The sequence below is a fragment of the Pseudomonas sp. 91RF genome, assembly GCF_003576265.1.
Classification (GTDB): domain Bacteria; phylum Pseudomonadota; class Gammaproteobacteria; order Pseudomonadales; family Pseudomonadaceae; genus Aquipseudomonas; species Aquipseudomonas kribbensis.
The window spans coordinates 234,364-257,822 of record NZ_QWFC01000048.1 but is presented as its reverse complement, the minus strand read 5'-3'; the positions used below and the strand labels follow the sequence as shown (position 1 = coordinate 257,822).

Annotated in this window: 22 protein-coding genes; 17 read left to right on the top strand and 5 right to left on the bottom strand. The window is 61.6% G+C overall.

What is annotated here, in order from left to right; translation table 11 throughout:
- Positions 1-109 precede the first annotated feature (109 nt).
- From DXT77_RS26010 to DXT77_RS25980, 7 genes are all read left to right on the top strand, one after another.
- Positions 110-1,114 (top strand): substrate-binding domain-containing protein, encoded by a 1,005-nt coding sequence (locus tag DXT77_RS26010; protein WP_119429724.1) that lies wholly within the window; start codon positions 110-112, stop codon positions 1,112-1,114.
- A 56-nt stretch (positions 1,115-1,170) separates the two neighbouring features.
- Positions 1,171-2,712, top strand: coding sequence for an L-arabinose ABC transporter ATP-binding protein AraG (gene araG, locus DXT77_RS26005; protein ID WP_119429723.1), 1,542 nt, complete (start codon positions 1,171-1,173; stop codon positions 2,710-2,712).
- Between the two features lie 12 nt (positions 2,713-2,724).
- Positions 2,725-3,693, top strand: coding sequence for an L-arabinose ABC transporter permease AraH (gene araH / locus DXT77_RS26000; RefSeq protein WP_085697229.1), 969 nt, complete (start codon positions 2,725-2,727; stop codon positions 3,691-3,693).
- A 118-nt stretch (positions 3,694-3,811) separates the two neighbouring features.
- Complete coding sequence (locus tag DXT77_RS25995) at positions 3,812-4,525, top strand: GntR family transcriptional regulator (protein ID WP_085710916.1); 714 nt, start codon at positions 3,812-3,814, stop codon at positions 4,523-4,525.
- Entirely contained in the window at positions 4,522-5,520 is a 999-nt protein-coding gene (locus DXT77_RS25990) for an ADP-ribosylglycohydrolase family protein (protein ID WP_119429722.1), read from the top strand. Before DXT77_RS25995 ends, DXT77_RS25990 begins: the two co-directional genes overlap by 4 nt.
- Before the next feature lie 215 nt (positions 5,521-5,735).
- Positions 5,736-7,202, top strand: a complete 1,467-nt coding sequence (locus DXT77_RS25985; RefSeq protein ID WP_119429721.1) for a cytosine permease — start codon at positions 5,736-5,738, stop codon at positions 7,200-7,202.
- A complete protein-coding gene (locus DXT77_RS25980; RefSeq protein WP_119429720.1) occupies positions 7,195-8,124 on the top strand; it encodes a PfkB family carbohydrate kinase in 930 nt (309 codons plus the stop codon). Before DXT77_RS25985 ends, DXT77_RS25980 begins: the two co-directional genes overlap by 8 nt.
- Here the strand turns inward: DXT77_RS25980 and DXT77_RS25975 are convergent.
- From DXT77_RS25975 to DXT77_RS25965, 3 genes are all read right to left on the bottom strand, one after another.
- Complete coding sequence (locus DXT77_RS25975) at positions 8,118-8,456, bottom strand: hypothetical protein (RefSeq protein ID WP_119429719.1); 339 nt, start codon at positions 8,454-8,456, stop codon at positions 8,118-8,120. The two genes, DXT77_RS25980 and DXT77_RS25975, sit on opposite strands and share 7 nt — an antisense overlap.
- Positions 8,457-8,538: 82 nt before the next feature.
- Entirely contained in the window at positions 8,539-9,735 is a 1,197-nt protein-coding gene (locus DXT77_RS25970; protein WP_119429718.1) for an MFS transporter, read from the bottom strand.
- A gap of 111 nt (positions 9,736-9,846) precedes the next feature.
- Positions 9,847-10,494 (bottom strand): HD domain-containing protein, encoded by a 648-nt coding sequence (locus tag DXT77_RS25965; protein ID WP_119429717.1) that lies wholly within the window; start codon positions 10,492-10,494, stop codon positions 9,847-9,849.
- 111 nt (positions 10,495-10,605) lie between these two features.
- Here DXT77_RS25965 and DXT77_RS25960 point away from each other — a divergent pair, with 111 nt between their 5' ends.
- From DXT77_RS25960 to DXT77_RS25935, 6 genes are all read left to right on the top strand, one after another.
- Positions 10,606-11,088: a GNAT family N-acetyltransferase gene (locus tag DXT77_RS25960; protein WP_039770630.1), complete on the top strand. Its 483-nt coding sequence runs from the start codon at positions 10,606-10,608 to the stop codon at positions 11,086-11,088.
- Positions 11,089-11,281: 193 nt separating this feature from the next.
- Positions 11,282-12,271: a 2-dehydro-3-deoxygalactonokinase gene (locus DXT77_RS25955; RefSeq protein WP_119429716.1), complete on the top strand. Its 990-nt coding sequence runs from the start codon at positions 11,282-11,284 to the stop codon at positions 12,269-12,271.
- Positions 12,272-12,290: 19 nt separating this feature from the next.
- On the top strand, positions 12,291-12,911 hold the full coding sequence (locus tag DXT77_RS25950) for a 2-dehydro-3-deoxy-6-phosphogalactonate aldolase (protein ID WP_119429715.1): 621 nt from the start codon (positions 12,291-12,293) through the stop codon (positions 12,909-12,911).
- A 48-nt stretch (positions 12,912-12,959) separates the two neighbouring features.
- Positions 12,960-14,108, top strand: coding sequence for a galactonate dehydratase (gene dgoD / locus DXT77_RS25945; RefSeq protein WP_007950849.1), 1,149 nt, complete (start codon positions 12,960-12,962; stop codon positions 14,106-14,108).
- 186 nt (positions 14,109-14,294) lie between these two features.
- Positions 14,295-15,605, top strand: coding sequence for an MFS transporter (locus tag DXT77_RS25940; protein ID WP_119429714.1), 1,311 nt, complete (start codon positions 14,295-14,297; stop codon positions 15,603-15,605).
- Between the two features lie 60 nt (positions 15,606-15,665).
- Positions 15,666-16,469, top strand: a complete 804-nt coding sequence (locus DXT77_RS25935; protein ID WP_085710906.1) for an IclR family transcriptional regulator — start codon at positions 15,666-15,668, stop codon at positions 16,467-16,469.
- Here the strand turns inward: DXT77_RS25935 and DXT77_RS25930 are convergent.
- Positions 16,466-17,518 carry an NAD(P)-dependent alcohol dehydrogenase gene (locus DXT77_RS25930; RefSeq protein WP_119429713.1) on the bottom strand — a complete coding sequence of 351 codons (1,053 nt, stop codon included), beginning with the start codon at positions 17,516-17,518 and terminating at the stop codon, positions 16,466-16,468. The two genes, DXT77_RS25935 and DXT77_RS25930, sit on opposite strands and share 4 nt — an antisense overlap.
- Positions 17,519-17,709: 191 nt before the next feature.
- Here DXT77_RS25930 and DXT77_RS25925 point away from each other — a divergent pair, with 191 nt between their 5' ends.
- Positions 17,710-18,600 carry an AraC family transcriptional regulator gene (locus tag DXT77_RS25925; RefSeq protein WP_074688074.1) on the top strand — a complete coding sequence of 297 codons (891 nt, stop codon included), beginning with the start codon at positions 17,710-17,712 and terminating at the stop codon, positions 18,598-18,600.
- 65 nt (positions 18,601-18,665) lie between these two features.
- Here DXT77_RS25925 and DXT77_RS25920 read toward each other — a convergent pair whose 3' ends face one another.
- Positions 18,666-20,330, bottom strand: a complete 1,665-nt coding sequence (locus DXT77_RS25920) for an electron transfer flavoprotein-ubiquinone oxidoreductase (RefSeq protein ID WP_085696964.1) — start codon at positions 20,328-20,330, stop codon at positions 18,666-18,668.
- 525 nt (positions 20,331-20,855) lie between these two features.
- Here DXT77_RS25920 and DXT77_RS25915 point away from each other — a divergent pair.
- The 3 genes from DXT77_RS25915 to DXT77_RS25905 all read left to right on the top strand — a co-directional run bounded on the left by DXT77_RS25915 (position 20,856) and on the right by DXT77_RS25905 (position 23,454).
- Positions 20,856-21,605, top strand: a complete 750-nt coding sequence (locus tag DXT77_RS25915) for an electron transfer flavoprotein subunit beta/FixA family protein (RefSeq protein WP_119429712.1) — start codon at positions 20,856-20,858, stop codon at positions 21,603-21,605.
- Between the two features lie 2 nt (positions 21,606-21,607).
- Positions 21,608-22,537 carry an electron transfer flavoprotein subunit alpha/FixB family protein gene (locus DXT77_RS25910; protein ID WP_075118734.1) on the top strand — a complete coding sequence of 310 codons (930 nt, stop codon included), beginning with the start codon at positions 21,608-21,610 and terminating at the stop codon, positions 22,535-22,537.
- An 80-nt stretch (positions 22,538-22,617) separates the two neighbouring features.
- Positions 22,618-23,454 carry an ABC transporter substrate-binding protein gene (locus DXT77_RS25905; RefSeq protein WP_119429711.1) on the top strand — a complete coding sequence of 279 codons (837 nt, stop codon included), beginning with the start codon at positions 22,618-22,620 and terminating at the stop codon, positions 23,452-23,454.
- Positions 23,455-23,459: the final 5 nt, after the last annotated feature.

Here is a 23,459-nt window from a genome sequence, read left to right as displayed (position 1 = left end):
TCCAATCATCATACGATATGACTATTGTCCTGATGATTTACAGAAACATGCTTCGACCGCTTCAGCGCTTTTCAAATAACGCTCAAGAAAAATAACAAGGAGTCTGCTTATGAAACGTCGTTTCGGGATTCGTACCCTGTGCAGTGCCGCGCTGGCGGTCACTGCGTTCAGCCTGAGTGGTTCGCTGCTGGCCGCCGATCCGGTGAAGATCGGTTTCCTGGTCAAGCAGGCCGAAGAACCGTGGTTCCAGACCGAATGGGCCTTCGCCGAGAAAGCTGCCAAGGACAAAGGCTTCGAGCTGATCAAGATCGCCGTGCCGGATGGCGAGAAAACCCTTTCGGCCATCGACAGCCTTGCGGCCAACGGTGCCAAGGGTTTCGTGATTTGCCCGCCGGACGTGTCCCTCGGCCCGGCCATCATGGCCAAGGCCAAACTCAATGACCTGAAAGTGATCGCCGTGGACGACCGTTTCGTCGACGCCAACGGCAAGTTCATGGAAGAGGTGCCGTACCTCGGCATGGCCGCGTTCGAAGTCGGCCAGAAGCAGGGCGCCGCCATGGCCGCCGAGGCGAAAAAGCGTAACTGGGACTGGAAAGACACCTACGCCGTTGTGAACACCTACAACGAACTCGACACCGGCAAGAAGCGCACCGACGGTTCCATGAAGGCGCTCGAAGACGCCGGCCTGCCGAAAGAGCACATCCTGACCGCCGCCCTGAAAACCCTCGACGTACCGGGCAGCATGGACGCCACCAACTCGGCGCTGGTCAAGCTGCCGGGCGCGGCGAAGAACCTGATCATCGGCGGCATGAACGACAACACTGTGCTGGGCGGCGTGCGCGCCACGGAAGCCGCCGGGTTTGCCGCGGCCAACGTGATCGGCATCGGCATCAACGGCACCGACGCCATCGGCGAGCTGAAAAAGCCCAACAGCGGCTTCTACGGTTCGATGCTGCCGAGCCCGCACATCGAGGGCTACAAGACTGCCGAGATGATGTACGAGTGGGTCACCACCGGCAAAGAACCGCCGAAGTACACCGCGATGGACGACGTCACCCTGATCACCCGCGACAACTTCAAGCAGGAGCTGGAAAAGATCGGCCTGTGGAACTGACGGCAGCGTCGGCCCGGGCAACCGGGCCGCTTGAACGGTGTGATGAGGTGGCTTAAATGCACGCGCAAGTACAGACACAACAACACGGTGCCGGCAGCCTGCGTTTCAAAGGGATCGGCAAGACCTTTCCCGGCGTGAAGGCGCTGGACGGCATCAGCTTCGTCGCCCATCCCGGGCAGGTGCACGCCCTGATGGGCGAGAACGGCGCCGGCAAATCAACGCTGCTGAAAATCCTCGGCGGCGCCTACATCCCGAGCAGCGGCGAGTTGCAGATCGGCGAGCGGACGATGGCGTTCAAGTCCACCGCCGACAGCATCGGCAGCGGCGTGGCGGTGATTCACCAGGAGCTGCATCTGGTGCCGGAAATGAGCGTGGCCGAGAACCTGTTCCTCGGTCACCTGCCGGCCAGCTTCGGCCTGATCAATCGCGGCGCATTGCGTCAGCAAGCCCTGGCCTGCCTCAAGGGCCTGGCCGATGAAATCGACCCGCAGACCAAGGTCGGGCGCCTGTCCCTCGGCCAGCGGCAACTGGTGGAAATCGCCAAGGCGTTGTCCCGTGGTGCCCATGTGATCGCGTTCGACGAACCGACCAGCAGCCTCTCGGCGCGGGAAATCGACCGCTTGATGGCGATCATCGGCCGGTTGCGCGACGAGGGCAAAGTCGTGCTCTACGTTTCCCATCGCATGGAAGAAGTGTTCCGCATCTGCGACGCGGTGACGGTGTTCAAGGACGGTCGCTACGTGCGCACGTTCGATGACATGAGCCAGTTGACCCACGATCAGTTGGTGACCTGCATGGTCGGGCGCGACATTCAGGACATCTACGATTATCGCGGTCGCCCGCGCGGGGCCGTGGCGCTGAGAGTCGATGGCTTGCTCGGCCCGGGGCTGCGTGAGCCGATCAGTTTCGACGCGCACAAAGGCGAGATTTTGGGGTTGTTCGGGCTGGTCGGGGCAGGGCGCACTGAGTTGTTCCGGCTGCTCAGTGGACTGGAGCGCAACACCGCCGGACGCCTGGAATTGCGCAGCCATGAACTGAAACTGCGTTCGCCCCGGGATGCGATTGCCGCCGGGATTCTGCTGTGTCCGGAGGATCGCAAGAAGGAAGGCATCATTCCGCTCGCCAGCGTCGCCGAGAACATCAACATCAGTGCGCGCGGCGCGAACTCAGGGCTCGGTTGCCTGCTGCGCGGGATGTGGGAAAAGGGCAACGCCGACAAACAGATCAAGGCCCTGAAAGTGAAAACCCCACACGCCGGGCAGCAGATCAAGTTCCTCTCCGGCGGCAACCAGCAGAAGGCGATTCTCGGCCGCTGGCTGTCGATGCCGATGAAAGTCCTGCTGCTCGACGAGCCGACCCGGGGCATCGACATCGGCGCCAAGGCCGAGATCTACCAGATCATCCATAACCTGGCTGCCGACGGTATTTCGGTGATCGTGGTGTCCAGCGATCTGATGGAGGTGATGGGCATTTCCGACCGCATTCTGGTGCTGTGCGAGGGCGCCCTTCGTGGCGAAGTCAGCCGCGACCAGGCCAACGAATCCAACCTGCTGCAACTGGCTTTGCCGCGCCACCGCGCTGACGGCGTGGCGAACTGAGAGGTGACTATGATGACAACCCAAAACGAAACCCTGCCGACCGCGCGCAAACCTCTGGATATGCGGCGCTTCCTCGATGACTGGGTCATGTTGCTGGCGGCGGTCGGGATCTTTCTCGCCTGTACCTTGCTGATCGACAACTTCCTCTCGCCGCTGAACATGCGTGGCCTGGGCCTGGCGATTTCCACCACCGGCATCGCGGCGTGCACCATGCTGTATTGCCTGGCGTCGGGGCATTTCGACTTGTCGGTGGGTTCGGTGATTGCCTGCGCCGGGGTGGTTGCGGCAGTGGTGATGCGCGACACCAACAGCGTGTTTCTCGGCGTCAGCGCGGCGCTGGTGATGGGCCTGATCGTCGGGCTGATCAACGGCATCGTGATTGCCAAGTTGCGGGTCAATGCGCTGATCACGACCTTGGCGACCATGCAGATCGTCCGTGGCCTGGCCTACATTTTTGCCAATGGCAAAGCGGTGGGCGTATCGCAGGAATCGTTCTTCGTCTTCGGCAACGGCCAGTTGTTCGGCGTGCCGGTGCCGATCCTGATCACCATCGTCTGCTTCCTGTTTTTCGGCTGGCTGCTGAATTACACGACCTACGGGCGCAACACCATGGCCATCGGCGGCAACCAGGAAGCGGCGTTGCTCGCGGGGGTGAATGTCGATCGCACGAAGATCATTATCTTCGCCGTGCATGGTGTGATCGGTGCGCTGGCCGGCGTGATCCTGGCGTCGCGGATGACTTCCGGGCAGCCGATGATCGGGCAGGGGTTTGAGCTGACGGTGATTTCGGCTTGCGTGCTGGGCGGGGTTTCGCTGAGTGGCGGGATCGGGATGATCCGGCATGTGATTGCCGGGGTGCTGATTCTGGCGATTATCGAGAATGCGATGAATCTGAAGAATATCGACACGTTTTATCAGTATGTGATTCGGGGTTCGATTCTGCTGCTGGCTGTGGTGATCGACCGTCTGAAACAGCGCTGAGATCAATATTCTGCTGACCCTCTCCTTTGGGAGAGGGTACCTCCAGTACCGCGCCTTTTGTCACCTTCCCCAAAAATTACCTTGCTCGTCCCAACCCGTTTCGGTTATCACTTTGTACATGATTAGACAGGTACGATTTGACAAGAAACAACGGGTGGTCGACGAACTCGTCCGACGCATCGAAAGCGGCCTCATGGAGGACGGCTTTTTGTTGCCCGGTGAGCATCAGTTGGCTCAGGAATTCAACGTCAGCCGTGGCACGTTGCGCGAAGCGCTGGCCGAACTGAAGCGGCGCAATTACATCGCCACGCAAAGCGGGGTCGGTTCCATCGTCACTTTCGACGGTGTGGTCCTCGATCAGCGCAGCGGCTGGGCCCAGGCTCTGGCCGACAGCGGGGCGCTGATCAACACCGAAGTGCTGCGCCTAGAAGCCGTGACCCGGCCCGATCTGCTGCCGCGCTTCGGCACCGACCAATTCATCACCCTCGATCGTCGTCGCCGTTCCAACGACGGCACGCTGGTCTCCCTCGAACGCTCATTGATGCCCGCCACCGGAGGCCTGGAAAGCCTGCCGCGCGTGGGCCTGATCGACAATTCGCTGACCGTCACCCTGGCGGCCTACGGCTACATCGGCGAACGCGGCGATCAATGGATCGGCGCTGAACCGCTCAACGCGGTGGACGCCGAGCTGCTCGGCCGTCCCGAAGGCACGGTGTTCCTCAAAGCACTGCGCACCACCTACGACCGGCAAAACCGTTTCATGGAGCAAGTCGAAAGCCTGCTCGACCCGGTGCATTTCCGTCTGCACCTGCAATTTGGAGAATCGAAATGACCGCCCTCGACCGTGCCCTGGGCGCGTTTTATGGCCTGGCCCTCGGCGACGCACTTGGCATGCCGACGCAATCCCTGAACCGCGAAACCATCAAGCAGCGCTTCGGCCAGATCACCGATCTGCAAGACGCCGGCCCCTTGCAACCGATTGCCGCGGACATGCCAAAAGGCTCGATCACTGATGACACCGAACAGGCGATTCTGGTCGGCGAGTTGCTGGTCGAAGGCAAGGGCCGGATCGAGCCGGCGGTGCTGGCGCAACGGCTGATCGAATGGGAAGCCGAGATGCAGGCCAAGGGTTCGCAGGACTTGCTCGGCCCATCCACCAAACGTGCGATCGAAATGATCCTCGCCGGCCATTCGCCGGAAGAGGCCGGGCGCTACGGCACCACCAATGGCGCGGCGATGCGCATTACCCCGGTGGGGATTGCGGCGGATGTTGCCGACCCCGAGCGCTTTATCGCGGCGGTGGTGCAGGCCTGTCAGGTCACTCACAACACCACGCTGGGGATTTCCAGCGCGGCAGCGGTGGCGGCGGTGGTCTCGGCCGGCATCAACGGCCTGGATCTGGGCGAGGCGCTGAACCTCGGTCAGCAAATCGCCCAGCAGGCGGAAGCGCACGGGCACTGGGTGGCCGGTGGGCGTATCGCCTCGCGGATCAGTTGGGCACGCAGCATCAGTGTCGAAAGTGACCCGGTGTTGCTCGCGGATCTGCTGTACGACGTGATCGGCACCTCGGTGGCGTCGCAGGAATCGGTGGTGGTGTCGTTCGCCCTCGCGCAGCAAGTCGCGGTGGGTGAAATGACGCCGTTCGATGCGCTGTGCATGGCCGCGAACCTGGGTGGCGACACCGATACCATCGCCGCGATTCTCGGTGCCATGCTCGGGGCCTGCCTGGGCCTGCAGAGCTGGCCGGCGGCGATGATCGAGACGGTGAAAGCCGTCAATGGTCTGGAGCTTGAGCCAATGGTGACAGGGCTGTTGGCCCTGCGTTGACCGGGCTGACGCCATCGCGAGCAGGCTCGCTCCCACAGGGGCTGTGTGAACGCCACAAATTCAAATGTGGGAGCGAGCCTGCTCGCGAAAGGCGCATAACAAATCTCGAATATTCACCCGCAATGGATCGCGCAGACAGGCCCAGGAAGGGCGGGATGTCTTGTCGTTCTGCGTCATTGCCACAACCACAATAAAGGCAAACAGGAGCATCACTCATGAGTTCATCGAACGCCGGGCAAAGCGCCGGGCAACTGGAAACCCGGGGCATCGAACCGGTGCCGGAAGGCGAGTGCAACGGCCATCCGCTGCAACTGTTCTGGGTCTGGTTTGCGGCCAACATTTCCATTCTCGGCCTGCCACTGGGCGCCACGCTGGTTGCGTTTCGTGGTCTGGCGATCTGGCAGGCAATCATCGTCGCGATCCTCGGTGCTGCCGGCTCGTTCGCGGTGGTGGGGATCATCTCGATTGCCGGACGTCGCGGTCGTGCGCCGAGCCTGACCCTGTCGCGGGCGATCTTCGGTGTGCGCGGCAATATCGGCCCGACGCTGGTGTCGCTGATGTCGCGCCTGGGCTGGGAAACCGTTAACACCACCACGGCGGCGTTCGTGTTGCTGTCGCTGTGCTCGATCCTGTTTGGCTCGCCGGTTGAAGCCAAAAGCGCGCCGGTGTTGACCCTGATCTTCATCGCGATTTTCGTGTTGCTGACCCTGTCGGTGTCCGGCCTCGGCCACGCCACCTTGCTGGTGATCCAGAAGTGGGCGACCTACGTGTTCGGCGCGCTGAACATTCTGGTGGGCGGCTTCCTCTGCGCGACCATCGACTGGAGCGCGGTGTTCAACGCCACGCCGGCGCCGATGAGCGCGATGATCATCGGTATCGGCACCATGGCGGCCGGCACCGGGATCGGCTGGGCCAACGCCGGCGCCGACATGTCGCGCTATCAGCATCGCAGCGTCAAGGCTGTGCGGCTGGTCGCTTCGGCGGCGTTCGGTGCAGGGATTCCGCTGGTGCTGCTGATCACCCTCGGCAGCCTGCTGTCGGTGGGCAACAATGACCTGGCCTCGGCGACTGACCCAATCGTCGCGATCCGCGACATGCTGCCGACCTGGATGGCCGTGCCGTACCTGATCACCGCATTCGGTGGCCTGTTGCTGTCGAACAACCTGTCGGTGTACTCCGCCGGGCTGACCACGCTGACCCTCGGCCTGAAGGTCAAACGCGTGTACGCGGTGGTGGTCGACATCGTCGCGATTTTCGCCGGTTCGATCTACTTCATGCTGATCGCCGACAGTTTCTACGGCCCGTTCATCACCTTCATCTCCCTGCTGGCGGTGCCGATCACCGCTTGGGTCGGGATCTTCGTGGTGGACCTGATTCACCGTCACTACTACAGCCCCAAAGACCTGCTCGACGTCAGCCCGAGCAGCGCCTATTGGTACAGCGGCGGCATTGAGTGGCGCGCATTCGGCGCGTGGGCGATTGCCATCGTGCTGGGCTTCAGCTTCACCACCATCGGCACCACCGCCGAGAACGTCTGGTTCAAAGGTTTCCTGTCCGATTCCTGGCTGGGCCATAACGGCCTCGGCTGGATCGTGACCTTCGTGGTGGCCGGCAGCATTTACTTCGTACTCGGCGGGGCGAAAGACCGCCGCGCCGCGCAAACCGAGAATGCTCATGCCTAAGATGTTGCACACCGGCCAGGTCATCATCGACCTGGTCATGGCCGTGGATGCGTTGCCGCAAATCGGCGGTGACGTGCTGGCGCAGTCCGCGAGTTTCGAAGCCGGCGGCGGCTTCAATGTGATGGCCGCCGCCGCGCGTAACGGTTTGTCGGTGGTCTATCTGGGTCGCCACGGCAACGGTCGTTTCGGTGATCTGGCGCGGCAGGCGATGAACGCCGAAGGCATTCGCATCGGCATTGAAAAGCCTGCAGGGCGTGACACCGGGATTTGCGTGGCGCTGACCGATGCGTCGGCCGAGCGCAGTTTCATTTCCTACATCGGCGCTGAAGGTGAAGTGACGGCGGCGGAGTTGAATAGCGTTGCCGCCGAGGCGGGGGACTATGTCTACGTCAGCGGCTACAGCCTCCTGCACAGCGGCAAGGCCCAGGCGTTGCTGGACTGGACGCTGGCGCTGCCCGAGACGATCAACGTGGTGTTCGATCCGGGCCCGCTGGTGGAATCCCCGGACTCGCCGATGATGCAGGCGTTGCTGCCGCGCATCGACGTGTGGACCAGCAACAGTGTCGAGGCGCTGCGTTTCTCCGGCGCAGCGGACATCGAAAGGGCGCTGGACCGCTTGGCCGTGCACCTGCCACAAGGTGTGCTCATGGTGGTCCGCGACGGCCCGCAAGGCTGCTGGATTCATCAGCACGGCGAGCGCCAGCATGTGCCGGGGTTCAAGGTGCAGGCGGTGGACAGCAACGGCGCAGGTGACGCGCATGCCGGTGTGTTTGTCGCCGGGCTGGCGCAAGGTCTGGCGGCTGATGAAGCCGCCAGGCGCGCCAACGCCGCCGCTGCGCTGGCCGTCACTCGCTGGGGGCCGGCGACCGCACCGGGCTCTGATGAGGTCGATGCGCTGATCCGCGAATCTTCCGCCTACTGACCGGTGCCTTCGGAACCCGAGCCTCCGGTGGTGGTTTTCGAACCGATACCGGAGCCGGAGTTGTCTGGGGTAGTGGGAGAATCCGGCGTGTTCATACCACCCTGGCGACCCGGGTCATTGCCTTGGGTGCGCGGATCGGTTCCGGTGGCCGGCGGCTGATTGATCAGCGGAACGCCGGAACCATCGGTATTCATGCCCGGCGCGCTATTGATCGCAGGCGCGCGCGGCGGTGTGACCGGGTCAGTGGGGCCGGTGCCGGCGGCGGTCGCCGCGAATGCCACGGGGCAGAGCAGGGTGGTAAACACGAAAGCAGTCAACCTTGACGAGATCATGGTGTGTCTCCAGTGATTGGAATCCATACCTGATCTTGGTCTGCCCTCGTGTGGCATAGGTGCCGATTGAATGACGAACGGTTCAGTTCGTCAGAGCGCTTTCCACCCTGAGCCGTCGCCAGAGCAGACGGCCGACAGTGATCGACCAGTTCAACGCCGCCACCGCCAGCACCGTCAGCAACAGCGTCGCCATGCCGTGTTCGACGATGATTTTTCCGGCCAGCAGCGGGAAGCCGAATACACCGATGAAATAAGAAAGACTGAACAGCAACAATGCCTGGGATGTGGTGCCGGCCGGTGCCTCGTTGGCTGCCAGTCCGTTGATCACCGAGTAGGTGAGGCCGTATCCGACACCGAGCATCACTGCCGCCAGCAGATAGCTGAAACTGCTTTGCACGCCGAACGCAAACAGCACGATCGAGCCCAGCATCAACCCCGAAAGCAGACACGATGCCCGCAGCGGATCACGCTTGACCACATAGCCTGCGATCAACATCCGGCTGCTGATGGCAGCGCTCATGAAGCCCAGGAAGAACAGCGAATAACCCAGCGAACGGGCGGCGGCATAGCTGGTCTGGAAACTCGACAGACCACCAAATACGCAACCGCCGAGGCCGACCATGATGATCGGAAACACGGCTCGGGAACTGAGCACCTGAGCAGTCGCCTGCCAGCTGATTTTTGCCGCTGACGCGGCTTGTGTACTTTTCAGGCGGGCACCGAGACGCCAGAACAACAGCACGCCGATCAGGCTCGCCACCGCCGCCAGATAGAAAGCCGACGTCACCGGCAACCCCAGCGCACTGGCGGCGCGCCCGAGCAGCGGGCCGCTGCCGATCCCGGTCATCATGCTGCCGGACAGCAGCGCAAAGTATTTCGCCCGCTGTGCCGGGCTCACCAGACTGGCGACGATGATCGGCCCCAGCGTATAGAAAACGCCCCAGCCTAATCCGAGCAGCAAACCGAAAAACAGCAGCAGATGGCCGAAACCTGGCGTCATCGCAAACCCGAGGCTCGCCGCCACCAGCAACAGCCCGAACAGCGCAATCGAACGCGCCGCGCCCAGCCAGTCGGACAGGTGCCCGGACACCAGCACCGCAACGAAGGTGCTGAGCATCGCCGCGCTGATCACGCTGCCGGCATCGTGTTCGTTGCCGCCGCGCGAACCGATCAGCAGCGAGAGCAGAAACGTCGCGCCATAGGACAGCGACAACAGATAACTGGCGAGGCAGAACAGGCCGAACAGTTTGCCCGGGACCTGGGGTGTTGCTTGAGGCATGACGCGGTTCCTTGACCGGAAAAATTGAGCGTCATCTATCTAGCACGTCAGGCCCGTGGTTTAGGTCTGAGCTTGGCGATCTCAGGATCGTGATTGACCGGAGTAATGCTTTCAGGCGACGCCGATTTCTTCCTTGAATTGCTCCATGAAACCTTTCAGGCGTTGATGACGGATCTGTGCCAGACGTTGTCCGGCAGCGGTCTGGAAACCGTCGGCAAGGTGCAGCAGTTTGGTCCGGAAATGATCGAGGCAGAATCGCTTGTCGTCGTAGTCCCTTTCCCGGGCTTCGGGATCGTGCGGGTCGTACAGCGCGCTGCCCATGCGTCCGGCCGTGTAGAAGGTGCGGGCGACACCGAGCATGCCGAGGGAGTCGAGACGGTCGGCGTCCTGCACGAGGCGGGCTTCGAGAGTTGTCGGTGTGATGTTGGCGGAAAAACTGTGGGCTTCGATGGCGTGGGTGACGGCGCTGATTCTGGCTTCGGGCCAGTTCAGGTTTGCCAGCGCCGTTGTTGCTTTTTCCGCTGCCAGGCGCGATGCCTGTGAACGCAGTGGCGAGTTCTTTTCCACGGCCACGCAATCGTGCAACAGCACAGCCGCCAGCAGCACTTCAAGGTCGCCGCCTTCTTCGGCCTGCAAGGTTCGCGCGTTGTGCCAGACCCGCTGCAGGTGCGACAGGTCATGGGCGCCATCCTCCGACGGCTCCAGTGCGTGGGGCAGCAGTTCGGCGGCGAGTGAGGCCAGTGGTTCGAATGCGTTCATGAATATCCTTCAGAGTGATCGGCCGCGTTAGCCTAATCTGTGGATTGCCATGTGACGAGCGCCGCGCGCCGCCTTAGTATGGCGTTTTCATTTTTCCGACAAGGCCCGTCCATGACGATCGAAATCCGCCCGGCGACCCCCAGCGATGCTCCGCAAATCCTCGCGTTCATCACTGAACTTGCCGACTTCGAAAAGGCCCGTCACGAAGTCATCGCCAGCGTCGCCGACATCGAGCGCAGTCTGTTCAGCGAAGGCGCCACCGCCCACGGCCTGATCTGCCTGCGTGACGGTCTGCCGATCGGTTTTGCGGTGTTCTTCTTCAGCTATTCGACCTGGCTGGGCAGTAACTGCCTGTACCTCGAAGACCTCTACATCACCCCCGAGCAACGGGGCGGCGGCGCCGGCAAAACCCTGCTGCGCCACCTCGCGAAGATCGCCTGCGCCAACGACTGCGGCCGCTTCGAATGGAGCGTGCTGGACTGGAACACCCCGGCCATCGAATTCTACAAATCCCTCGGCGCCCAGCCGCAGGAAGAGTGGGTGCGTTACCGCATGGATGGCAAGGTATTGAGGGAGTTTGCCGAGGGCAACTGAGCCGCGACAGGAATACCGCAGCCCGAGACGGTTCCTGCAGGGAAAGTGAATTTCTCTGAAGGCGCTGTTACGGTCTGCGGTATTTTTTTGTCTTTGTCTCATATTGTGGGATTGTTATTTATATATTGAGATTTTGTTGTGCCCGGGTTTATAGTCCGGCTCACTCACTGCCAATAACAAAACAGGTGAAGCGATGCTGGCGCAATTGATCGCGCTCGATTGGGGGACGACCTCCCTACGTGCTTACAAACTCGGGGCGGGCGGGCAGGTGCTGGCGCAGCGGTCGCTGTCGTTCGGGATCATGCAGTTGCCGAAGAAGCCGCGGGTCATCAACGGTCGTGAATGCGCCGAGGGTTTTGAACTGGCGTTCGACGAGGCCTGCGGTGACTGGCTCGATGCGCAGCCCGACTTGCCGGTGATCGCCTGCGGCATGGTCGGCAGCGCCCAGGGCTGGCGCGAAGCGTCCTACCGCGATACGCCGGCCAATGTCGCCGATCTCGGAAAATCCCTGCAAACCGTTCGCAGCCTTCGCGGTGTCGATGTGCACATCGTGCCGGGTGTGATTCAGCGTTCGGCACTGCCGAACGTGATGCGCGGCGAAGAAACCCAGGTCCTCGGCGTCTTGCAGAATCTGCCGGTCGAGGCGGGCAATGATCTGTTGATCGGCCTGCCGGGCAGTCATTCGAAATGGGTGGAAGTGGCCGACGGCTGCATCACCCGTTTCGACACCTTCATGACCGGCGAAGTGTTCGCCGTGCTCAGTGAACACAGCATTCTCGGCCGTACCCAGCAGCACAGCGCGACGTTCGACGCCGAGGCATTTGATCGCGGCGTGCAGGTGGCGCTGTCGGCGGAGGGCGAGATCGGCGTGCTGTCGACCTTGTTCAGCGCCCGCAGCCTGGGCCTGACCGGTGAACTCAGCCCCACCGCACAACCGGACTATCTGTCCGGCCTGCTGATCGGCCACGAACTGACAGCGCTGGCCACCGTGCAACGGCGCCGGCGCAACAGCGCACATCTTCCTTCGATCATCCTCATCGGCAACGCGCAGTTGTGCGTCCGTTACAGCCGTGCCCTCGACGCCTGCGGTTTTACCCGGGTGACCCTGGCCGAGCAGGCCACCGAGCGTGGGCTGTGGCAACTGGCGCTCGCCGCCGGACTGATCGATTCCTCATCCCGTTAACCCTGACTGGAGGCCTGACATGCTCAAGCAAGCACTGGCACAAAACGGTCTGATCGCGATCCTGCGCGGCCTGCATCCGCAGGAGGCCACGGCTGTCGGAGAAGTCCTGTATGCGGCCGGATTTCGCGTCATCGAAGTACCGCTCAATTCCCCCGCGCCGTACGAAAGCATTCGCATCCTGCGTAAGACCTTGCCCGCCGATTGCCTGATCGGTGCCGGCACGGTGCTGACCCCGGAACAGGTGGAGTTGGTGAAGGAGGCCGGCGGCCAGGTGATCGTCATGCCCCACAGCGATGCCAAGGTGTTGCGGGCGGCGAAAGCGGCGGGGCTGTATCTGTCGCCGGGTGTTGCCACGCCGACTGAGGCCTTCGCCGCGCTGGAGGAGGGCGCGGACATTCTCAAGCTGTTCCCGGCCGAACAGATGGGCCCTGCGGTGGTGAAAGCCTGGCTGGCGGTGCTGCCGGTCGGGACGATCCTGGCGCCGGTCGGCGGCATCACGCCGGACAACATGCAGGCGTTCATCGATGCCGGCGTCAAAGGTTTCGGCCTCGGTTCCGGGCTGTTCAAACCGGGCATGACAACTGAACAAGTAGCGGCCAATGCCAAGGCTTACGTGGCGGCCTGGAAGGCCCTTCGCTGAGACTTTTCCGGCGCTGCGTGCGCTGCATCCAACAAGAGAAACAAGCAGATGAAAATCACCAAACTGACCACCTTCATCGTCCCGCCGCGCTGGTGCTTCCTCAAGGTCGAAACCGACGAGGGCGTGACCGGTTGGGGCGAGCCTGTGGTCGAAGGCCGGGCCCACACCGTCGCCGCTGCGGTCGAGGAATTGTCCGACTACCTGATCGGCAAAGACCCACGCAATATCGAAGACATTTGGACCGTGCTGTATCGCGGCGGCTTCTACCGTGGCGGCGCCATCCACATGAGCGCACTGGCCGGCATCGATCAGGCGCTGTGGGACATCAAGGGCAAGGCGCTCGGCGTGTCGGTCAGTGATCTGCTCGGTGGTCAGGTGCGGGACAAGATCCGCGTGTATTCGTGGATCGGCGGCGACCGCCCGGCAGACACTGCGCGGGCCGCGAAAGAAGCGGTGGGCCGTGGTTTCACTGCGGTGAAAATGAACGGCACCGAAGAACTGCAATTCCTCGATACCTTCGAGAAAGTTGACCTGGCGCTGGCCAACGTCGCTGCCGTGCGTGACGCGGTGGGTCCGAACGTCGGCATCGGCGTCGATTTCCATGGCCGGGTGCACAAGCCCATGGCCAAGGTGCTGATGAAAGAACTTGATCCGTACAAACTGATGTTCATCGAAGAGCCTGTGCTCAGCGAAAACTACGAAGCGCTGAAAGAGCTGGCACCACTGACCAGCACCCCGATTGCCCTCGGCGAGCGGCTGTTTTCGCGGTGGGATTTTAAACGGGTGTTGAGCGAAGGTTACGTCGACATCATCCAGCCGGATGCCTCCCACGCCGGTGGCATCACCGAGACCCGCAAGATCGCCAACATGGCTGAAGCCTACGACGTGGCGCTTGCGCTGCACTGCCCGCTGGGGCCGATTGCACTGGCGGCGTGTCTGCAACTGGATGCGGCTTGTTACAACGCGTTTATCCAGGAGCAGAGCCTGGGCATCCATTACAACGAGAGCAACGACCTGCTCGATTATGTGAAGGACCCACGGGTGTTCGACTACGACAAAGGCTTTGTGAAGATCCCGAACGGCCCGGGCCTGGGGATCGAGATCAACGAGGAATACGTCATCGAACGCGCGGCAGTCGGCCACCGCTGGCGCAACCCGATCTGGCGTCATGCCGATGGCAGTTTTGCCGAGTGGTGATTGTCGCCTGATTCACCAATAAACCCTGTGGGAGCCAGCCTGCTGGCGATTGGGTCAGCACATCCACAAATTATGGTGACTGACACACCGCTATCGCCAGCAGGCTGGCTCCCACAGTCTTGATCTCCAGGGAGCGGAGATCTGCATACCTTCCGACCTCAATAAACATAAGAAGAGGCGCTCCCCATGCAACCGCAAACCCTCACCGGGCAAGCGACGTTAGTCACGCCCAGCCGCAAGCGATTCTTCATCATGGTGTTGCTGTTCATCACCGTGGTCATCAACTACCTCGACCGCAGCAACCTGTCGATTGCCGCCCCGGCGCTCACCACCGAATTGGGCATCGATCCGGTGCACGTCGGGCTGATCTTTTCCGCGTTCGGCTGGACCTACGCGGCCATGCAGATTCCCGGAGGCTGGCTGGTGGATCGGGTGCCGCCGCGCATCCTTTACAGCGTCGCGCTGCTGTTGTGGTCACTGGCCACGGTGATGCTCGGCTTCGCCGCGAGTTTCATCGCCCTGTTCGTGCTGCGCATGGCGGTCGGTGCGCTGGAAGCGCCGGCGTATCCGATCAACAGCCGTGTGGTAACGACCTGGTTCCCAGAGCGTGAACGGGCCACGGCCATCGGCTTCTATACCTCCGGGCAGTTTGTCGGGCTGGCGTTTCTGACCCCGGTGCTGGCTTGGCTGCAACACGAGTTTGGCTGGCACATGGTGTTTGTCGTGACCGGTGCGGTGGGCATCCTCTGGGCGGCGATCTGGTACGCGGTGTATCGCGAGCCACGGGATTTCAAAGGCGCCAACGAAGGTGAAATCGACCTGATCCGCGAGGGCGGCGGGCTGGTGGACATCGCCGCTGAAACCGCCAAGGTGAAGGCGAAATTCAGCTGGACCGATCTCGGCATCGTCCTCAGCAAGCGCAAGTTGTGGGGGATTTACCTCGGCCAGTTCTGCCTCAACTCGACGCTGTGGTTTTTCCTGACGTGGTTCCCCACCTACCTGGTGAAGTATCGCGGCATGGACTTCATCAAGTCCGGCCTGCTGGCGTCGCTGCCGTTTCTCGCCGCGTTCATCGGCGTGCTGTGCTCGGGGTTCTTTTCCGACTTCCTGATTCGCCGTGGCTGCACCGTCGGGTTTGCGCGCAAGTTGCCGATCATTGGCGGGTTGCTGATTTCCACCTCGATCATCGGTGCCAACTTCGTCGAATCGACGCCGCTGGTGATTGCCTTCCTGGCCCTGGCGTTTTTCGGCAACGGGCTGGCGTCGATCACCTGGTCGCTGGTCTCGACCCTGGCGCCGGCACGGTTGCTGGGCTTGACCGGCGGAGTGTTCAACTTCATCGGCAACCTGTCGGCGATCGCCACACCGATTGTCATCGGCTTCCTGGCCAGCGGCGATTCGTTCGCTCCGGCGATCACCTACATCGCGGTTCTGGCATTGATTGGTGCTTTGTCCTACGTGCTGCTGGTGGGCAAGGTCGAGCGCATCGAGTTGTAGTCGTCCCTGTCGGGCGACCATAATGCCGCCCGTTCCCTCGCTCAACGCTAAAGGCTGGATATGCAGGAAGACGCCCCGAAAAACGCCAAGGACGCCGCACCGACCGGCACCCAGACCCTGCTTCGCGGGTTGGGTGTGGTGCAGGCGGTCGCCAGTGGCGCCCGCGATCTCAAAGAGATTGCCCGCCTGATCGGTACAACGCGCAGCACCACCCATCGTCTGGCCAGTTGCCTGGTGGACGAGCGTTACCTGCGCGTCGTGCCGCAAGTCGGTTATCTGCTGGGGCCGAAGTTGATCGAGCTGGGTTTCCAGGCTCGCGAAGAGTTGCCGCTGGTGACCCTCGCCGGGCCGTATCTGGACGAGTTGTCGGCGCTGACCGGTGACACCGTTCACCTGGGGATTCGTGAAGGCGACGAGGTGCTCTACTTGTTGAAGAACCCAGGACGCAACGGCCCGGAAATGCGCTCACGGGTCGGCCATCGCATGCCGCTGGCGCGCACCGGGATCGGCAAGGCGCTGATGCTGGATGACGCGCCGCAGGACTGGCAGCGTCTGTATGACATCAGCCTGCCGGCGGGTGGGAAAAGTCAGTTCTGGCCACAGCATCCTCAGCAGTCGTGGGAGCAGCTGGAGCAGCGGATGACCGAGTACGTGGCCGGCGGCTACGCGTTCGATCTGGAAGACAACGAACCGTCGATCCGCTGTGTGGCGGCGCCGATCCGCGACGCGAGCAAGCGTATCGTCGCGGCGATCAGCATCGCCAGCACCGTGCCGTACATGCCGCTGGAGAAAATGGCCGAGCTGATTCCCCTGATCAAAGGGGTCACGGCCCGGCTTTCGGCGGAGCTCGGCCTGAAGGTTTAAAGCTTCAGAGTCGCCATGTCGATCACGAAGCGGTACTTCACATCACCGGCAATCATGCGGGCGTAGGCCTCGTTGATCTGGCGGATGTCGAGCATTTCGATGTCGCAACTGATGTTGTGCTCGGCACAGAAATCCAGCACTTCCTGGGTCTCGGCAACGCCGCCGATCAACGAACCTGCGAGCACGCGACGACCCAGCACCAGTTTGGCGGCGTGGACCGGTGGATCGATCGGTTCGATCAGGCCCACCAGAATATGCACGCCGTCGAAGCGCAGGGTGTCGAGGTACGGGTTGAGGTCGTGCTGCACCGGTATGGTGTCGAGCAGGAAGTCGAAGCGACCGGCCGCAGCTTTCATCTGCTCTTCGTCGGTTGAGACGACCACGTGATCGGCGCCCTGACGACGACCTTCCTCGGCCTTGCTCGCCGAGCGGGTGAACAGCGTCACTTCGGCGCCCATGGCTTTGGCGAACTTGATGCCCATGTGGCCGAGACCGCCCATGCCGAGAATCCCGACCTTGTCGCCGGCCTTCACGCCGTAGTGCTTGAGCGGCGAGTAGGTGGTGATGCCGGCGCAGAGAATCGGCGCAGCCGCCGCCAGATCCAGCTTCTCGGGAATACGCACCACGAAGTGTTCGCTGACCACGATGCTGTCCGAATAACCGCCCATGGTGTTGCTGCCGTCGACCCGGTCGGGAGTGGCATAGGTCATGGTCGGACCTTCGAGGCAGTATTGCTCGAGGTTCGACTGGCAGGCTTCGCAGGTGCGGCAGGAGTCGACCATGCAGCCGACACCGACCAGATCTCCGACCTTGTGTTTGGTGACGTTCGCACCGACAGCGGTGACTTTTCCGACGATCTCGTGGCCGGGCATCAACGGGTAAACGGCGATGCCCCATTCGTTGCGCGCCTGGTGGATGTCGGAGTGGCAGACGCCGCAGTACAGGATGTCGATGGCGACGTCGTCGACACGGGGGCTGCGGCGTTCAAACTTCATCGGGGCGAGGGGCGTGGTGGCCGTTTGAGCGGCATAGCCGATGGCGGTGTACATATGAAACCTCGCAAAAGCAGTGACAAGTGAGGCGGCGCATTCTGGGCGCCGTCCGCCCGGCCGGCCATGGCGATTCCTCCGGGTGTCATGCCTAATCCTCCGGCATGCGGGGTTGATCGGTCGCATTGGCAAAAGGATCTGCGATGATGCTTTTATCCCTTTTTCCGTGATTTTTTCTGAAGAGCCACCCGATGCAATTGACCCGTCACCTTGATGCCAACGCCACCCTGGTTTCGCTGATCGAACCGCTGGCGCTGCGCGATGGTTACAGCCAGACCGGGCTGCCGGGCGTACAGGTGTTGCGTGCCAGTTGCGACGTCGCCCGTGGTCCGCACATTTATGAACCGAGCCTGATGATCATTGCTCAGGGCAGCAAGCTCGCGTATCTGGGGCCGCGCACCATGGAATACGGCGCCGGGCATTATCTGATCCAGGCCTTGCCGGTACCATTCGAGTGCGAAACCTATGCGTTACCGGATGCGCCGTTGCTCGGCGTGTCGGTGGCGATCGACCGGGTGCTGCTCGGCGAACTGGTATTGGCCATGGGGCTGGCGCCGGGGCGGCATATTCCGGCGCAGACACCGGAGTCGATGACCTCGGTGGTGCTCGACGATGACATGCGCGGTTGTGTCGAGCGCTTGCTGCGCTGCCTGCACGATCCGCTGGAATGCCAGATTCTCGGACCGGCGCGGGTGCGCGAATTGTTGTTCGTGGCGTTGCGAGGGCCTCAGGCCGATGTGCTGCGGGCGTTGGTGGAGCAGCAGGGGCAGTTTGCCCGGGTGGCGGCTTCGATCAGTCATCTGCATGCGCATTACACCGAGCCGTTGAATGTCGAGACGCTGGCCGGTTGCGCGAACATGAGCGTTTCAACCTTTCACGAACACTTCAAACGCAGCACGTTGCTGTCGCCGGTGCAGTATCTGAAGCGTTTACGTTTGTTGAAGGCGCAGACGCTGTTGATCGCCGAGGGATTGGGTGTGGCGCAGGTGGCGCATCGGGTGGGGTATCAGAGCACATCGCAGTTCAGTCGCGAGTACAAACGTTATTTCGAGCGTAGTCCGGGGGATGAGCGGGCGGCTTGATCCTTTACAAATCGCGGCAACAAAAAGGCCCCCATACAGGGAGCCTTGATGTTCAGCGGTTCGACTTACATATTCGGGTAGGTCGGGCCGCCGGCGCCTTCCGGCGTCACCCAGGTGATGTTCTGCGAAGGGTCCTTGATGTCACAGGTCTTGCAGTGCACGCAGTTCTGGGCGTTGATCTGGAAGCGCTTCTCGCCGTCTTCCTTGGTGATCACTTCATACACGCCGGCCGGGCAGTAGCGCTGCGCCGGTTCGTCGTACATCGGCAGGTTGCGGCTCAACGGGATGGTCGGGTCGGTCAGCTTCAGGTGGCACGGCTGTTCTTCTTCATGGTTGGTACCGGAGATGAACACCGAACTCAGCTTGTCGAAGCTGATCTTGCCGTCGGGTTTCGGGTAATCGATCTTCTTGCAGTCGGCCGCAAGCTTGAGGCAGGCGTAGTCCGGCTTGGTGTCGTGCAGGGTGAACGGCAGTTTGCCGCCGAAGATGTTCTGGTCCAGCCAGTTGAAACCGCCGCCGACGATGGCGCCGAACTTGTGGATCGCCGGGCCGAAGTTGCGGCTGGCGAACAGTTCTTCGTAGAGCCAGCTCTTCTTGAAGGCGTCGACGTAGGTGGTCAGCTCTTCGGTGCCGTCCTTTTCGGCGAACAGCGCGTCGGCCACGGATTCAGCGGCGAGCATGCCGGACTTCATCGCGGTGTGGCTGCCCTTGATCTTGGCGAAGTTCAGGGTGCCGAGGTCGCAACCGATCAGCGCGCCGCCCTTGAACACCATTTTCGGCAGCGAGTTCAGGCCGCCTTTGCAGATCGCACGTGCGCCGTAGCTGATGCGCTTGCCGCCTTCCAGGTACTGCTTGAGCACCGGGTGATGCTTGAGGCGCTGGAATTCGTCGAATGGCGACAGGTAGGTGTTGCTGTAGGACAGATCGACGATCAGGCCGACTACAACCTGGTTGTTTTCCAGGTGATAGAGGAAGGAACCGCCGGTGTTCTCGGTGCCCATGATGTCCATCGGCCAACCGGCGGTGTGCACCACCAGACCTGGCTGGTGTTTGGCCGGGTCGATTTCCCAGATTTCTTTCAGGCCGATGCCGTAGTGCTGGGCGTCGGCATCGCTGTCGAGGTTGTAGCGCTTGATCAATTGCTTGCCGATGTGGCCACGGCAACCTTCGGCGAACAGCGTGTATTTGCCACGCAGTTCCATGCCCGGGGTGTACAGGCCTTCTTTCGGATGGCCTTCGCGGTCGACACCGAGGTCGCCGGTGATGATCCCGCGCACCACGCCGTTTTCATCGATCAGCGCTTCCTGAGCGGCGAAGCCCGGGTAGATTTCCACACCCAGGTTTTCGGCCTGCTGAGCTAGCCAGCGGCACAGGTTGCCGAGGGAGATAATGTAGTTGCCTTCGTTGTGCATGGTCTTGGGCACAAAGAAGTCAGGAATTTTTTGCGCGCTTTCGGCGTTTTTCAGCACGAAAATGTCATCGCGGGTGACGGGCGTGTTCAGCGGGGCGCCGAGTTCTTTCCAGTCCGGGAACAGTTCGTTCAGGGCCCGTGGTTCGAATACGGCACCGGACAGGATGTGCGCGCCGACTTCGGAGCCTTTTTCGACCACGCAGACGCTGATTTCCTTACCGGCTTCGGCGGCCTTCTGCTTCAGACGGCAGGCGGCGGACAGGCCAGCGGGGCCGGCACCGACGATGACCACGTCGAATTCCATGTATTCGCGTTCCACAGGCTATCTCCTACTCAAGGCTCAACAGTTTTTTTTCTAATTTGGAGGTTCGGTGTCGTATCCGTTATTGCCTTTACGTTAACGTCAAGGCTAATAATGGGCAAACCACCTTTCTCTCTAGGCGGCGCATTATATCTACACCACTCTTAGCGTCCAATACAAACGTTTGTTTGAATCGGCTCCAGCCCAGAGAAATCAAAGAAGCGCGGCTTATGACAGGGCATTTTGGCGTATTGACCAGAATGGGCGTTCCGGTCAAGATACGGGCGGTTTTGCGCTCGCCGTAGGCTGAATGGTGGTTTCAAGAGCACCTCTAAAGACAGGGCGTAGGCGGTAACCGGTGATGCGCAGCGCAGGTTCGGCGCGCAGTTTACACACCGCGAAGCGGCATGACTCGTCGGTCACGACTGACGAACGGTCATCCGACTCAGCCGGCGTTTTTGGAGGTGCCCTTGTGCCCGATGAGCATCAACCGCCAGGTTCGCCTAGGCGACTTTCTTTTCACCGGAGAGTAACGAGGAATCCATGAAGGTTCTTGTAGCTGTCAAACGCGTTGTGGATTACAACGTCAAGGTTCGCGTCAAGGCGGACAATTCCGGCGTAGACCTCGCCAACGTCAAGATGTCGATGAACCCGTTCTGCGAAATCGCAGTGGAAGAAGCCGTACGCCTGAAAGAAAAAGGCGTTGCGACTGAAATCGTCGTCGTCTCCATCGGCCCGTCAAACGCTCAGGAACAGCTGCGTACCGCACTGGCTCTGGGTGCCGACCGCGCCATCCTCGTCGAATCCGCTGAAGACCTGACTTCCCTGGCCGTGGCCAAGCTGCTCAAGGCCGTGGTCGACAAGGAACAGCCTCAGCTGGTGATCCTGGGCAAACAGGCCATCGACAGCGACAACAACCAGACCGGCCAGATGCTCGCTGCACTGAGCGGCTACGGTCAGGGCACTTTCGCCTCGAAAGTCGAAGTCTCCGGCGACAGCGTTGCCGTGACCCGCGAAATCGACGGCGGCGCGCAGACCGTTTCCCTGAAACTGCCCGCGATCGTCACCACCGACCTGCGTTTGAACGAGCCGCGCTACGCGTCCCTGCCAAACATCATGAAAGCCAAGAAGAAGCCTCTCGAGACGCTGACTCCGGACGCTTTGGGCGTTTCCACCGCCTCCACCAACAAGACCCTGAAAGTCGAAGCGCCGGCTGCACGCAGCGCAGGCATCAAGGTCAAGTCGGTGGCTGAACTGGTCGAGAAACTGAAAAACGAAGCGAAGGTAATCTAATCATGACTATCTTGGTAATCGCCGAACACGACAACAAGGTGCTGGCCCCGGCCACCCTGAACACTGTTGCTGCCGCTGCCAAAATCGGTGGCGACATCCACGTTCTGGTCGCAGGCCAGGGCGCTGGTGCCGTGGCTGAAGCCGCTGCGAAAATCGCTGGCGTGAGCAAAGTCCTGAACGCCGACAATGCTGCCTACGCGCACCAGCTGCCGGAAAACGTTGCTCCGCTGGTAGCCGAACTGGGCAAGGGCTACAGCCACATCCTGGCTGCCGCCACTTCCAACGGCAAAAACATCCTGCCGCGCGTTGCCGCGCAGCTGGACGTTGACCAGATCTCCGAGATCATCTCGGTCGAAAGCGCTGACACTTTCAAGCGCCCGATCTACGCCGGTAACGCCATCGCTACCGTGCAATCGACCGCTGCAATCAAAGTGATCACCGTGCGTGCCACCGGTTTCGACCCGGTTGCTGCAGAAGGTGGTTCGGCTGCCGTTGAATCGGTTGCCGCTGCTCACAACGCCGGCACTTCCAGCTTCGTCAGCGAAGAACTGGCCAAGTCTGATCGTCCTGAGCTGACCGCTGCCAAGATCGTCGTTTCCGGCGGCCGCGGCATGCAGAACGGTGACAACTTCAAACACCTGTACGCTCTGGCCGACAAGCTGGGCGCTGCCGTGGGTGCTTCCCGCGCCGCGGTCGACGCAGGTTTCGTACCGAACGACATGCAGGTCGGTCAGACCGGCAAGATCGTTGCGCCACAGCTGTACATCGCCGTCGGTATCTCCGGCGCGATCCAGCACCTGGCCGGCATGAAAGACTCCAAAGTGATCGTAGCGATCAACAAGGACGAAGAAGCGCCGATCTTCCAGGTCGCCGATTACGGCCTGGTGGCGGATCTGTTCGAAGCCGTACCTGAGCTGGAGAAGCTGGTCTAATCCGGCGGCTTCACTTATAAAGAGCCCGGCCTGTTGGTCGGGCTTTTTTTTGTCTCGGATTTGAGTGGGAGCGTTTCGCCATGGATCTGCATCGCCGGTTGGGCTTCTCGTTATTGCTGTGTTCCAGCCTGTTGCCGGGGTTATCCATGGCGGCGGGCAAATGCGAGCGACTGGTCGTCACCGGCAGCCCGGATGCACCGCCGTACCTCTGGCAGGATCCGCAGAACCCCAAACAACTGATCGGTGCCAGCGCCGACCTGTTGCAACAGGTGGCGAAAGACCTGGGCATCAAGGTCGAACTGCTGTACGCCGGCAAGCGCTCCCAGGCCCTCGACGAAGTGCGCAGCGGGCGCATGGATATGCTGGCCGACGCGCCGCTGGCCTTCAACGAGCTGGAAAACCTCGACTACATTCATCCGCCGCTGCTGGAAAACGACTATCTGGTCTGGACCCGCAAGGGCTCGACCCTGGTCTACAGCGAAGCCAAGGATCTCCAGGGCCATCAAGGAGGATTGTCGGAAAAGTCTCGAATGACCCAGGCATTCAGTACTTTCGCCGAGAAGCAATTGACCCTGACCCGTACGGCAAACCTCACTCAGGCCCTGCAGAAACTTCTGCTGGGCGAGGTGGAATATGTACTCGCCGGCCGCTACTCCGGGATGGCGGCCGCGCAGGCATTGGGCATGGCCAATGATCTGCTGGCCTTCGAGCAACCGATTGACCGGCCCGGTCTGTTCCTTGCGCTTTCCCACAACTCGGCCTGCAACGATCCGTGGTTGCGCGGACAGCTGGCCAAAAAGATGACAGAATTGCCCGCGTCCGGCCTGACGGAAGCCGCGCTGCAACGCAACATCGAGCGCTGGAAGGCGCAGCAGCAACAGCCGCCGCAACAACCTGTCAGCGCCCCAAAACAGTAGGGATT